Annotated in this window: 12 protein-coding genes; 5 read left to right on the top strand and 7 right to left on the bottom strand. The window is 56.7% G+C overall.

The window, feature by feature from the left end; all coding sequences use genetic code 11:
- Nucleotides 1-222: 222 nt before the first annotated feature.
- A complete protein-coding gene (locus WBG04_RS13960; protein ID WP_424315064.1) occupies nucleotides 223-1,503 on the bottom strand; it encodes a sialate O-acetylesterase in 1,281 nt (426 codons plus the stop codon).
- A 250-nt stretch (nucleotides 1,504-1,753) separates the two neighbouring features.
- Here WBG04_RS13960 and WBG04_RS13955 point away from each other — a divergent pair, with 250 nt between their 5' ends.
- Nucleotides 1,754-1,936 carry a hypothetical protein gene (locus WBG04_RS13955; protein WP_424315063.1) on the top strand — a complete coding sequence of 61 codons (183 nt, stop codon included), beginning with the start codon at nucleotides 1,754-1,756 and terminating at the stop codon, nucleotides 1,934-1,936.
- Nucleotides 1,937-2,043: 107 nt separating this feature from the next.
- On the opposite strand, the gene WBG04_RS13950 is transcribed toward WBG04_RS13955, so the two are convergent.
- The 3 genes from WBG04_RS13950 to WBG04_RS13940 all read right to left on the bottom strand — a co-directional run bounded on the left by WBG04_RS13950 (nucleotide 2,044) and on the right by WBG04_RS13940 (nucleotide 5,299).
- Nucleotides 2,044-3,012, bottom strand: coding sequence for a DUF368 domain-containing protein (locus tag WBG04_RS13950; RefSeq protein WP_424315062.1), 969 nt, complete (start codon nucleotides 3,010-3,012; stop codon nucleotides 2,044-2,046).
- 119 nt (nucleotides 3,013-3,131) lie between these two features.
- The gene (locus tag WBG04_RS13945) at nucleotides 3,132-3,701 is read right to left on the bottom strand and encodes a CIA30 family protein (protein WP_424315061.1); all 570 of its coding nucleotides are present in this window, start codon (nucleotides 3,699-3,701) and stop codon (nucleotides 3,132-3,134) included.
- Between the two features lie 143 nt (nucleotides 3,702-3,844).
- Nucleotides 3,845-5,299, bottom strand: coding sequence for a PQQ-binding-like beta-propeller repeat protein (locus tag WBG04_RS13940; RefSeq protein ID WP_424315060.1), 1,455 nt, complete (start codon nucleotides 5,297-5,299; stop codon nucleotides 3,845-3,847).
- Between the two features lie 191 nt (nucleotides 5,300-5,490).
- Between WBG04_RS13940 and WBG04_RS13935 the strand changes: the two genes are divergently transcribed.
- The 3 genes from WBG04_RS13935 (at nucleotide 5,491) to WBG04_RS13925 (ending at nucleotide 9,540) form a co-directional block, all read left to right on the top strand.
- Nucleotides 5,491-6,666, top strand: a complete 1,176-nt coding sequence (locus WBG04_RS13935; RefSeq protein WP_424315059.1) for an FG-GAP repeat domain-containing protein — start codon at nucleotides 5,491-5,493, stop codon at nucleotides 6,664-6,666.
- A 94-nt stretch (nucleotides 6,667-6,760) separates the two neighbouring features.
- Nucleotides 6,761-7,972 (top strand): 1-acyl-sn-glycerol-3-phosphate acyltransferase, encoded by a 1,212-nt coding sequence (locus WBG04_RS13930; protein WP_424315058.1) that lies wholly within the window; start codon nucleotides 6,761-6,763, stop codon nucleotides 7,970-7,972.
- Between the two features lie 137 nt (nucleotides 7,973-8,109).
- Nucleotides 8,110-9,540, top strand: a complete 1,431-nt coding sequence (locus WBG04_RS13925) for an SLC13 family permease (RefSeq protein WP_424315057.1) — start codon at nucleotides 8,110-8,112, stop codon at nucleotides 9,538-9,540.
- A gap of 37 nt (nucleotides 9,541-9,577) precedes the next feature.
- Here WBG04_RS13925 and WBG04_RS13920 read toward each other — a convergent pair whose 3' ends face one another.
- From WBG04_RS13920 to WBG04_RS13910, 3 genes are all read right to left on the bottom strand, one after another.
- Nucleotides 9,578-10,582 carry an NAD-dependent epimerase/dehydratase family protein gene (locus WBG04_RS13920; RefSeq protein ID WP_424315056.1) on the bottom strand — a complete coding sequence of 335 codons (1,005 nt, stop codon included), beginning with the start codon at nucleotides 10,580-10,582 and terminating at the stop codon, nucleotides 9,578-9,580.
- Between the two features lie 239 nt (nucleotides 10,583-10,821).
- The gene (locus WBG04_RS13915; RefSeq protein WP_424315075.1) at nucleotides 10,822-11,136 is read right to left on the bottom strand and encodes a prepilin-type N-terminal cleavage/methylation domain-containing protein; all 315 of its coding nucleotides are present in this window, start codon (nucleotides 11,134-11,136) and stop codon (nucleotides 10,822-10,824) included.
- A gap of 192 nt (nucleotides 11,137-11,328) precedes the next feature.
- Complete coding sequence (locus WBG04_RS13910) at nucleotides 11,329-11,877, bottom strand: NUDIX hydrolase (protein ID WP_424315055.1); 549 nt, start codon at nucleotides 11,875-11,877, stop codon at nucleotides 11,329-11,331.
- Between the two features lie 705 nt (nucleotides 11,878-12,582).
- Between WBG04_RS13910 and WBG04_RS13905 the strand changes: the two genes are divergently transcribed.
- On the top strand, nucleotides 12,583-12,822 hold the full coding sequence (locus tag WBG04_RS13905) for a hypothetical protein (protein WP_424315054.1): 240 nt from the start codon (nucleotides 12,583-12,585) through the stop codon (nucleotides 12,820-12,822).
- Nucleotides 12,823-13,100: the final 278 nt, after the last annotated feature.

Below are 13,100 nucleotides of genomic sequence, written 5' to 3'. Positions count from 1 at the left end.
GATCCGAGGGGACCGACAAGCTGACATAAAATTCGATATTGCCAACCCTTGATTCGATTCTCGGAACGGTCCGGCCGCTTGGAGACCTCAGGAAATGATCCTGGAAGCCTTCGGTTTGGATGGCTTCGGCAAGCCGAAAACACCTTCCCTTCAGATGGGATCAAGGCCTTCCCCGAAAGCTTGGGGCTTGCCGCTTCAACCCCGATTGAAGGACCTCCTTCCTCACTTGCTGGACGACCCGAGCAGCTCGGCCATGGCCTCACCCATCGCGATCCCGACGTTCATGTAGGTCTTGGCGTTGCCACCGTAGTGGCCGTTCGACGCCCCCCCTTCGGAAAGCGGATGGGTGTAGACACTTGCGACATTGCCTTTGAACTCCGGGTATTTGCCGGACTTTCCATCGACCGCCAGCGTGCCCTCGAGAATCATTCCATCGTTTCCATCGGCACCCTTTTTGGTCTGGCCCAGAGTCGCGCATACGAACTTTGCATTCGGTGCATCGAACTCCTTGCGGAGCGCCTTGATCAGCTGCACGAGATTCTGCTCATAGCGCTCGGCGTGCGCCTCACTGTAGCGATCCTTGTCACCCTGCCAGAACGCGAAGCCAGCGATTTCATACTCCTTCGCTCCCGGGTAATACTTGTCGAGGTCCTCAAGGACCTTTTTGGCGCTGGCGACGTCGTCGTCGTACTGCTTGCCCGCGTACCATTCGTCACCCTGATACTTCTCACCGCTCCCGGCAGTCGCTGGTGTCTCGCCATAGCCAGGCTGAAGCTTGCCATTGTGTTCGTAGCTCTCGCTTCCAGGAGGGAGGAGGTCCCAGCCGAGACTACGGTTTCCGATGCAGGACTTCAGGATCATCACGGGGGCATCAAGAACCTCACCCAGGATGTAACCGATCCCAAGTTCCGGGCCGATCTTCCCGGTATTCGCAGCAGTTAACCAGTCGTTCTTGAAATCCTTGAAGTTCATGACGCGCACGTTGCGGACGTCCTTGCGAGTCGTCCACTCGCCTTCGTCATCAACGAGGAAAGGGTAGTCCCCCGCCTTGGCCGCCACATCCAACCCGCCGGCGACTTTTCCAAAGCCGAGCATGTTGGACTGTCCCATCAGAATGAAGACCTGCACCGGCTTGCTCATGTCGGCCTCTTTCCCATCGGGGTCAGGCAACTCCGCGGGCAGGGGCTTGGCAGCGGCATTGCCACTGCCCCCAGCCGCCTTGGATTTGCTTCCGTTTTCCTTGAGGAAGGCGAGGTCCACTTCCGAGAGCTTGCTCTGATCAAAGACAAGCTCGCTGCCGTTCGCCATCCCGACGGTCACCTTGCCACTTGCCACATCGTAGGCCACCAAATCACCCTCGAAGGTTCTTTCCCCATCGGCACTCGTCCACGTCCGAGCCTGCAAGCCAGCAGCAAAGAGAAGGGAGATGGCAGCGGTCGTGGTGGCAACGAGGGCTCTCCTTCGAATGGAGCGGACAGTATCAGATCGATGGATCATTTTCATGGGTTGGATTCCATAGTACGCCAGACGGCCGCACCGGGCTACCACGCAATACAGGCGCTCCGCCGAAAGTCTTTCTCCCAGACTTCCTCCAGCAACCTCCCGACCCCTTTCAGGATCACCTCCAGCCAGCCTTCCTTACCGCTCGTCACACCAAGAGAGTCACCACTTCCCTCTCGGATTTCGTTCAGCCAGCGCGAGAAAACTTCGAGAATACCCTTGATAAAGGCCGCTTATACACGACCCTTCTTTCATGAAAGAAGCTGCACTTTTTCTTTTCCTCGGTGGAACCCTCTTCTTTTTTTCCTCCTGCGCACCGTCGGATTCTACCGGATCTCCGACGTCAACAGTGAGGACAAGCACGACCGCCTACGAGATCGAACAAACCAATCGCTACGAAGCCGATCGACGCGAACGTGACCTCAGCTGGCGTTAGTCCACCGCCAGCCCGGTGATTCGCTGGAATGCCTTGTCACCCACCAGGCTGTCCGCGCGAAAGCCCTCACTTGCGATCGAGACCGAGGAGTCGGTGATGAAGGGAAACTACCCTTGTCCGGCGACGCCCTTACCCTTCCCGCGTTTGGCGAGAACCTCCACCACAATGATCAGTGCTGCGCCCGCCACGACCATCCCCATCGCCAACCAGGTCCCCTGCTCACCGAAGCTCGGCAGGTGCCAGTTCTCAAAGCCAACCAGCTTCTCCTTTTCCTCGTCCCCTTTCACAAAGGTCTCCATGACCTTGTCCTTCCATGGCCAAATGATCACCAACGATCCGGCAATGAAGCCTGTGATCGAACTGACCGCCACATCATGCCAGACGCGGAACAACCAACTCAGGAAACGCGCCAACAGCAACATTCCCAGAACCGCGCCGACTCCCACGGGCACCAAGATCTTCAAAGCCTCTCCGAATTCCCCCGCACTCAAGGCGTTCACCGCGCCGATCATGATCAGCTTGTAGTTGCCCATCAACAGCAGCACGAACGAACCGCTCAGACCCGGAATGATCATGCTGCACATCGCCACGACCCCGCAAAGTATGAGATAGAAGACGTTGGAGCTCTCGCTTGCCGGGCTCATGAACGCCATGCTCACCGCCGCGGCACAGCCGAGCAAGCCACCCACGATCGGACCCACCGACCACTTGCCGACCATTTTCCCCACCGCCGGCAATGATGCCAGGATCAGGCCAAAGAAGAATGCCCACAAAGCTCGCTCCGCCGATTCCGAGTGCTCCATCACCTTCTTGAACACTCTGGCCAGGGTCAGCACGCTGACCACCGCCCCGAGCCCGATCGCCATCAGAAAACGAAGATCCATCCGCTCCGCTGCCTCACGAATTCGAAATCCAGCGACCAGCTTCAGCGTCGTCCCATCAATCCGCTTGATGGCTTCAATCAGCCGCTCGTAGATTCCAGTAATAAAGGCAATTGTTCCTCCAGAGACCCCCGGAATCACATTTGCCGCACCCATCGCAAAGCCCTTCAGGAATGTAAACAGATCGTCCTTCATCTGCGGCGGACTCTAGGTGATCCTTTCCAACAAAAGAACCTCCGATTTTCGCCACCTTGCCCGGTTCCCCCGGATGGATTTTCGAAGCCTGCCCTTCGAGCTGGAGGCATCAACGAAACCTAACCAGAGGTCTTGATCCAGTCGACCTCAAGCATGAACGGACCTTCCTTCCCGTCACCGAGGTAAATTCTGAGTTGCTCAACGTTTTTCAGATCCAGCTTGGGCTCATCAAGTTTTTCACCACGCCACCTTGCCTCCATGTCGGAAAACGGAACGACCACCTCGATCCATTCGCCCTTCTTGGTTTGAAACTCAGCCGCGTAATCAATTCGTGATCCTTTGAACCTGGCATCGGTCGCCACACGAAACTGATAACTTCTCCCGTCGCCCTTCACCCTGAGGACGATTCCCTTGGATTTTGATAGATCCCAGTCTCCATCCTCCGTCTGCAAGGAAGCGAAACCCCCATCGTTCTCCAGTGACAGTCTGCCTTGGAAGATCAAAGTGCCGTCCACCGTTTTTCCCTCTCCTTTTGAGACACCTCCCATCACTCCATCATTCTCGACCTCCCAACGGGGCTTCTTTGAATCCTCCTCGAAATCATAAAGAACGGTTTCGCCACCAAACGCCAGAGTTGAAGCCACCGCGAGCAGGGCGCTGGTTAGCAATTTGATGGAGCAGCTTTTCATGGATGGCACGACACTCAGCCGGACGGCCCGTGCGTCAACCTTTTCATGATGAACCCGCCAGCGTGCCAAAGCTGAAAGGCAACCGTGTTCCTGGCACCGGGGTCCGCCAGGCCACCCCGGGACATCCCGGCGATGGAGAAGCCCTAACGAGCACCGACGTCATAACAAAAGAGCAGATCCTGGTCACGGAGATAGAGCCGGCCATTGAGGACGACGGGATGAGTCCAGACTTTCCCTTGCGTCCCCTCACGTAGTTTGGTTTCGCGTGGCATGGGAAAGCGACCGTGCTCCTTGTAGGCTTTGGGCGAGGCTTCGACGAGAAAGACGGAACCTTCATGCTCGTCGATGCAATAGAGCATGCCATCGGCGTAGTGGACCGTACCCTTCTGGATGCCTTGGCCTTTTTCATTCCAGACCCGTTCGCCGGTTTCAAGGCTTTGACAGGTAAGACCGCCACCATCCGAAAATCCATAGAGATGGCCGTCGACAAGCAACACCCCACCATGGTGATTCTTCATGACCTTGTTTTTCCAGAGCTCCTTGGCGGAGTCGGCAGTGACTTGGAGGAGCATGCTGCCAGCTCCATAGCCGGAAGTGATGTAAACCTGGTCGCCATTTACCACCGGGGTTGGAATCACGGCAGTTCGGCCGTCGTTCCAAGGCGCTTCCCAAAGGAGTTCACCCGTCTCCGAATCCACGCCTGCGACGTTTTTCATGAAGAGCTGAACATATTGTCGTTTGCCGCCAGCCTCGACGACGACGATGGATGCATACTGGGCATCATCATGGAGATCCTTGCTGCGCCAGAGTTCCTTCCCGGTGCTCTTATCGAGGGCTGCGATCGCACCATCCTTGCCGCCGGGCGTGACGATCACCTTGTCGCCGTCGACAAGTGGTGATTCAGCATAGCCCCAGCTCGGGACTTTTCCTCCAAAGTCATCGACGAAGTTCCTGCGCCACCGCAGTTTGCCGTCCGTGGCACTGAGGCAAGCGAGTTCACCGTTGGCGGTGATGGCAAACACAAGCCCATCGCTGATGGTGGGAGCGCCGCGCGGGCCGGATCCCCATTTGGTGTTGTAGCCATCTTCGGGATCGTCGCCAATCGGTGCATTCCAGAGCTCCTTGCCGGAGGAGGCGTCGAGACAGATGACCAACGCCTTGCCATCGCGGCTGCCGGTGAAGTAGAGGCGATCGCCAACGATCGCAGGCGAACTGTAGCCTTTCCCACCATCCTCGAAGGTCCAAAGAAGTTCGGGGCCCTCTTTTGGCCACGATTTCAGAAGTCCTGTGGCTGGAGAAAGGTCGTCACGGTTCGGGCCTCGCCAGCCGGGCCATGAATCTTCAGAGGCCTGACCAGTCGATACACCACTGGCGGCCTGCTCTCTGACGAAATCCTGATCCGCAGCCGAAAGCTTGGCGAGGGGTAGCTCGAATTCCTGGCCGTCGACCCGCTTGAGAGCGACCTTTCCGTCCTGCAAACCGAGGAAATCGGCTTCAATCGTGCGCCCCGTGGCGGCATCCGTCCAAGTCCGGCCTTCGAGTGACATCGTGAGCAGTGCGGCGGTCAGCGTGACCAGAATGGTTCGGTTCGGTATCATGGGATAAAAATAGAATCCCTGCAGATACGCTCCACCCCGGCTTCAGATTTCAGCGAAACGCAACAATCGGAGGCGCTTGTCAGCGAAACCAGAACAAGCTTCCTTGGGGCACCAAAAGGCTCTTCGAACCGGTCCCCGCTTCAGGAGGAATTAGATTTTTCACCCTCACATCGCCGGTTTAGAACTCCTCCATGAAACCGATTCTCCTGCTCATCGCCGCCCCAGCATTCGCTCAGGCGGCGAGCCTCGATTTCGAGATCCGGCAACTGGCGCTGGATGCCAACGAGGGCGTCGCGATTGCCGATGTAGATCAGGATGGGCAGTTGGACATCGTCGCCGGACGGAACTGGTATGCTGGACCAGACTTTATCACACGCCCCCTGCGCTCGATCGCTGACTGGAATGGCTACATCGAGAGCAACGGAGACTTCATCCATGATGTGAACCAAGATGGCTTCCCCGATGTCGTCGCGGGATCGTTCATTCAAACCGAAGTCAGCTGGTATGAAAACCCAGGCAAGAAAGGCCTCTCGCGGGGTCAGCACTGGAAAGCGCACATTCTTCACGACACCGGCTTCAGCCAGAACGAAGGCAGCTTCCTCCGCGACCTCGATGACAATGGAACACCCGAGTGGATCACCAATTCATGGAACCCGGAAAACCCACTGATGGTCTGGCACCTTGTCCGAAAAAATCAGCCAACAAGGAAAACCGACAGAACACCGACGCTTCAAGGCTGCACACCTGGAGGTGATGGCCAGTCGCATGGCCTTGGGTTTGGCGACCTCAACAATGACGGTCGTGAAGACCTCATTACCGGGCACGGTTGGTATGAGCGCCCGGAGAAGAACATCTGGGAAAAGCCATGGACCTTTCATGCCGATTGGCCCCACTTGCATTCCAGTGTTCCAATGCTGGTGCGCGACTTGAATGGCGATGGATTGAACGATCTCATCTGGGGCAAGGGTCACGACTACGGATTGTTTTGGTGGGAGAGCACGGGAATCAAGGACGGGAAATTCACCTGGAAAGAACACCTCATCGACAAATCCTATTCCCAGCCCCACACCCTCCATCTCGCCGACCTGACGGGTGACGGTCAGGAAGAACTGATCACCGGCAAGCGGGTCCGCGCCCACAACGGCAAGGACCCGGGCGGCAACGAGCCTCCTTGCTTATACTACTACGTATGGAGTAGCAAAGAAGGCGCATACACCCGCCACACCATCGACGAAGGCAGGGTCGGCTGCGGCCTCCAGATAGCCACGGCAGATCTGAATGGCGATGGCACCACCGACATCGCTGTGGCCGGAAAATCCGGAACCTATCTCATTTTCAACCTCGGTCCCGAAGAAAGGCAGGACTAGCCTCAGGCCTTGGCAGTGCCGATCAAACCGTGAATTCGGTCGTAGCCCTATCCGGCGAATCCTCACTAGGATCCAGGGCGCTTCGCCTTTCTCAATGCAACGCATCATCTCCGACCAGCCCTATTCCTTTGTCCCACCCCGTTTCAGCCCCTTGCTGTATCGGGTGCTCAGCTGGATCCTTCCCCGCCAATTACGCAAGGAACACGGCATTCGAGCCATCGAATGCGTCGGCACGGAGAAACTCAGAGCATCACTGGAGGCCGGAAACGGCGTCATCCTCGTGCCCAATCATCTCCGACCATGCGACCCCCTGGTGCTCGACACCCTTGCCAAGGAAGTCGGTCGGCCGTTCAGCGTGATGTCGAGCTGGCATGTTTTCATTGGCAGTAGGTTCCAGCGCTTTGTCGCACCCCGCATCGGTGCCTTCAGCATCTATCGTGAAGGAATGGATCGTGGATCCCTGAAGTGTTCCATCAAGACCGTGATCAAGGGAGAATTTCCGTTGGTCATTTTTGGCGAAGGATTCATCACCCGCAGCAATGACCGCCTGCTCAGCATCAGGGAAGGTCCCGCCTTCATGGCTCGCGCGGCCGCGAAGGCGCGCAAAGACGGCAAGTCTATCATTCATCCGATTTTCATGCGCTACTTCTTCGAAGGTGATCTCCGGGAAACCGTACTCCCCGTCGTCGAGGAGATCGAACATCGACTCTCTTGGCAGCCACAAATCCACCTACCCCTTGGCGAACGTATCCTCAAGGCAGGAGCCGCCCTGTTAGGCCTCAAGGAAATCGAGTATCTCAACGAAACTCGCCAAGGCACCTTTCGCGAGCGACTCCAACACCTCATCGACCATCTCCTCAACCCCATGGAGGATCACTGGGCCAACAGTCGCCATGACGGGGATGCGATGGTTCGCGTGAAACGACTCCGGACAGCCATCCTGCGCGGGATGATCGGTGGTAATCTCAGCAAGGAAGAACGTGGCCACCGCTGGCGGCAACTCGCCGATCTCTATCTCGTCCAGCAACTTCACTGCTACCCCGGCGACTACATCGAAGACGCCACACCCGAGAGAATTCTCGAAACCGTCGAACGCTACGAAGAAGACCTGACAGACGTCGCCCGGCCCCACTACCCACTCCGCGCCGTCATCACCGTCGGCGATGCGATTGAAGTCAACTGCAAGCTCAAGCGACCGAGGGAGAACGATCCCATCACAGCAGAGATTCGCGAGTCCTTGGAAAAGATGCTCGAATCCAGCAAATCCAGCCGCAAGCTCGAGCCAACTGGAACCGATCTTTCGTAGATTGAATTCCTTCCCGTTCGGAAAACTCCCTCCACGCCCGCGTTTGGCACGCCTCACCTCGCATCCCTTCTCAAAGAATACGCATCGACTGAAGCACCCTTGGAGCGGGTGATCACTTGTGCTGAAATACCAAGGTCGTGAACCAGCACAAGGAAACCGTCGCCCGGGAAAGCCATGCCCCGATCCCCGCTTCGTATCCATGGGCGAAGATCGTGACTGTGGCGCTTGCCTTCTCGCTCTTCTTCTCGATCAAAACCTGGCTACCGATCGAACCAGTACCTGAGGGCCATAGCGCGGAAACCGTCCGCACCGGCCTGGCCATCCTCGTCCTCGCCGCAACCCTTTGGCTCAGCGAAGCTCTCCCCCTCGCACTCACCGCCATCCTTATCCCGGTCGTTGCCGCGCTCACCCGCAGCCTTGATGTCACCGCCAGTTTTGCGGGCTTCGCCCACCCGCTGATCTACCTCTTTCTCGGCGGCTTCGGCCTCGCCGCAGCCCTCTCGCGACAAGAACTCGATCGATGGCTGGCAAATGGCATTCTTCGTCTCGGGCGGGGCAATTTTCACGCCACCGCTACCGCTCTCTTCATGGTCTCAGCCGTGCTTTCGATGTGGATTTCAAACACGGCAACCGTTGCCCTGTTGCTGCCAGTGGCACTCGGAATCCTTGCCAGCCTGAAAGCCCGCTGCAGCGACGAGGCCATCAAACAGATCGCGCCCTATCTCTTGTTGGGCATCGCTTACTCCGCCAGCATTGGCGGGATCGGAACCCTGATTGGCACGCCACCCAATGCCATTGCCGCCGCGAATCTCAAGATCGGTTTCACCGAATGGCTGAAGATCGGTATTCCCTGCGTCGCCATACTCCTGCCTATTCTATTCGTGCTTCTGCGAGTGCTCGCCCGTCCCGGAAAAGTGCCTCGTTTCAAAGTCGAGTCAGAGCATTTCGCGTTCAACGGTCCACGCCTCGCCACCCTCGCCATCTTCCTGCTCGCCATTGCCGGCTGGCTGTTCAGCGGAAAGCTTTCCACCTACTTCGGCATTGAAAACTCCTTTGATACCCTTGTCGCCATCTCCGCCTTACTACTGCTGGCAACCTGCCGCTTGGTCGATTGGAAGGACATCGATCGCACCACCGACTGGGGGGTCCTGCTCCTCTTCGGAGGCGGCATCGGGCTGAGCAAGGTTCTGAGTGTCACCGGCTCCAGTTTGTTCCTCGCACAAAAGATCCAACAACTCGCAAGCGCCTGGCCCGTGTTCCTTCTTGTCGGCATCGTGGTGGTTTTCATGATCTTCCTTACCGAACTGTCGAGCAACACCGCCAGCACCGCCCTCCTTGTCCCGATCTTCGCTGCCGTCGCGGTGGATCTGGGTGTTCCAGTAACACGCATCGTCCTACCACTGACACTGGCAGCCTCCTGCGCCTTCATGCTGCCCATCGCCACCCCACCAAACGCCATCGTTTTTGCTTCAGGCCGAATCCAGCAAAAGACGATGCTCCGAATTGGTCTCGTCCTGAACCTGGTGTTCGCCGTCGTCCTCACACTCCTCAGCGCCATTCTCTTTTAAAGATCGCAAGAAGAACCCGCCTGGAAACCGCGATCAATCACTCCCAAGAACCTGCGGGCCATGCTTTGCCGTAGGCGGAAAGGATCCGCTCGAACTCGGCGTCGTCATCGGCAGAAAGATGGCGACGGGACGGATCGGCATCGAACCACGCCATCGTGCGGCGCACCCCCTCGCGAAACGGGATCTTTGGCTGAAAGCCCGGCACGGCTCGCCGCAACTTGGAGTTGTCGAACAACGCGGTGTGTGACTTGTCGCCAAGCAAGGTGCCTTCCCAGTCCGGATTCCAGGCAATCAACAATTCCGAGGCAATGTGAACCAACTTCGGATCCGCCACCCCCGCCGCCAACGCGGTCTGCAGGTAGATCTCGTTCCACGTGAGCGCTTCGTCCGAGGTGATCTGAAAATCTTCATTCATGGCCAGAGGGTTCCACAACAAACCCAACAATCCCTGGGCGAAATCTTCCGCATGGGTCACGGTCCAAAGACTCGTCCCGTCACCCGGTACGATCACTGGCAAACCACGGCGCATCCGATCAACCGCCGTAAAACTCTGCCACCCGCCAATCGGCAGAAGGATCACCTGGTCGTAGGTATGGGACGGCCTGACAATCGTGTAAGGCATGCCATCCCCCCCTTGTTCGACAAGCAACTCCTCACAGGCAATTTTGTCACGAGAGTATTGCCAATGGGGATTCTCAAGCGGGGTGCGTTCGGTCGTTGGCGCGAAGCCACGGGGTTTCGCGTAAGCTGATGCGGAGCTCAGAAACACATACTGATCGCACTTCCCCGCCAAGAGTCTCAGATCGCGCGCAACATCCTCCGGAGTGAACGCAATGAACTGGACGACCACATCAAACCGATGCGGCGCAAGGGCCTGAGCGGCAGAAGCCTCATCATTGATGTCGCACGCCAAATCGTGAGCCCCTGCGATGCCAGGGCGACCGGGACGATGCAGCAGCCAGAGCTCATGGCCAAGCTCCATCGCGAGCCGACTGCAGGACGTACTGATATTACCGGTGCCACCGATGAAGAGAATTTTCATTCACCATCAATAGAGGGTCCGGGTCGAGCTTCCAATGGGAATATCGTCAACCTCGAACCCTCATCCCTTCGACCCGGGTCCTGCGACGCGGCCATCACCACCCCAAAAAAGTCACTCATGGGGTTCCATTGTTGCCTTTCCAGAAGGAGTTGTTGTTACCACCGCGGCGGTCCAGAGTCTCCATGTCCTTCTGGGTGATCTCTCCGACATGACCATCGTAGTAGGCGCCCACGGTTGGTTCACTTTCCCCTCGACTCCTGACTGTTGCCTTCAATGGCCTTTGAATCTCCATTGCAGGCATCGTGAAACGTTGGATTCCGATCCCACACACTGGCTTTCCCTTCCGAACCTTTGGTGAACGTTGAGGCAAATCTTCCATTGTTGTCGGTCGCGTGAAGACCATTTGCCAGCTGCAGCTTCCTAACATTGGACACCGAGACCGCCTTGTCTGCTGAAGAACTCAATCGGGAAGTTCCGAGGAACGCGAGTCCTGCCAGGACAAGGACAAGCAAAATGGCGACCATCAATTCGACCAGAGTGAAGCCGGGCTTGATCGATCTTCATGAGAGATTTCATGGTTTCATAATCATGGCATTTCGGAGTTGATACCAATTCAGAGCATGAAACTCCGTCAGGGCTTCCTGCCACTGAGACACGAAAAAAATCTACCCGGATGATTGACGTGCACCTACCTTTGAAGCGATGAAATCGCCATCCAAAGTCAAAACCAATATTTGGAACTCGCCTCAAAGATCAAAGAATGCGCGGTGCTTCGCCACCATGCGCAGAATCGATTCCTCCGTCGTTAAAGAGGCAACCTCATCGAGCTCAACCCATCTGAGATCATGTGATTCCGGACTAACAATATACTCGGTGTTCCCAGTCGGGCGGAGCAAATAGCGGACGTCGAAGTGAAGGTGCTCAGGCTCCCCTTTCCGCGCCGGAATCGGGTGGATATCGAGATCGAAGATTCCCTGCGATAGTTGTTCGAACTCCTCGATCCCGGACTCCTCCCGGGCTTCCTTGTAGGCGACGGCAAGAACGTCTGGATCCCCATCTGCGTGACCCCCAAGTTGGAGCCAAAGATCCAACTTTCGGTGATGAGTCAGAAGCACACGGTGCCCGTCTGGGCTCACGATCCAAGCGGATCCGGTCACGTGCCCGGACTGAGTCGAGCGCTCGAAGCAGGCCTCCTCCGCTTCCACAAAATCCAAGAAGCGTTTGGTGGTGGAAGACTCATCCGGGTAATCGCGGAAATAGCTCAGGAGCTGACCGATCAGAGGCTGGCGTTGCATCGTTGAAGACTGAGCCTCACTGAAGCAAAGGCAAGCGCCGGAACGGAAGCTTTACCCTCTTCAGGATCAACCCATCCCCAACAGATGGGAGAGTGCCGCAAAACCTACTGATCTGAAACTTCCTGATAGTCAGCAATCGCGACCAGTTTGCCACCGATCCCACTGATGAACCATGCTGTCGCTCCTTCAGGAACGGCCGCAGAAATCGTGCAAACATCATCGTCTTCTACTTCTCAAACGCCGGTTTCTATCCGTCTCCGCTTTCAACCAGGTCCCTGGTCCAGACAGGCATCGCCTTCTCGAATGGTTTGGTACTTCCGGAAGAATCTTCACAATTATCTTCTCTAGCTGATGGGACAACCCGCATTCATCCACTAGTGCAGCGTTCGGGAAGTTAGGGTGCATTCGGCACGAGGAATTTTTCCTGAGTTCAAGGCGCGAGGAGTGGAGTTGGTCGAGACCAACGACCGACGAGGTCCGGCCACTCCGGTGAAGGCCGGACGGGCAGAGATCAGGAAAAAGGCCCGCGTCTTCCTTTTCCCCGATCGAAGATCGCACGCCATCTTCCTCTCCATATTCTTTTCCGAGGGCACTCTAACTTTGCAAACGATGCACTAGTGTCCAAAACAGCGAGTCGAAGCGGCCCCCTAGCTGTTCTTCAAGGCCATCAAACAGAATCTGCGCATCAATACCTTCGTCGGTACCGTGGCCTATGCGGTGCGGATTCAGATTTGGACGGCACTCATCTCCATGCTGCTATTGAAACCGCTTCAGTTCCGCAGCCGGATTGACTGGGCGCTCTCCAACCCGGTGGCCTTGTTGCGGTGGAATCTCTTTATGCACAAGGATCTGTGGGAATGGATCGACGACCCGTTCCTGCAACCGCCCGACCCTCCACCAGAGATGATGATCCAAGCGGAATTGGACGGCATGCAAACATGCTGAGTCTGAATAGATAGATCACCGTTCCAAAAAGCGCCGCTCGCCGACCTCAAACCGCCTCAAATCAGAAGCCGAACCCATGACTCACCCCTGCTTCGGACAGCAGTTTAAGGGCATGGGTCTGGCGTCAGTCGTTGGAAGTTGAAATTGGCACAGTCGCTACGTCAAAGCTAGTAGATTCAGCCCTGAGTCCAGATCAGAAATTCAAAATGAAAGGACAGACCCGAATGGCACGTGATTAAGCGGCTTTTCGATAGGTCGATTTGTGTGGAATTTCTTTG

The sequence above is a fragment of the Haloferula sp. genome, from assembly GCF_049672945.1.
GTDB lineage: Bacteria > Verrucomicrobiota > Verrucomicrobiia > Verrucomicrobiales > Akkermansiaceae > Haloferula.
Note: the sequence above shows the minus strand (reverse complement) of the source record. Positions and strands in the feature narration are given on the sequence as shown.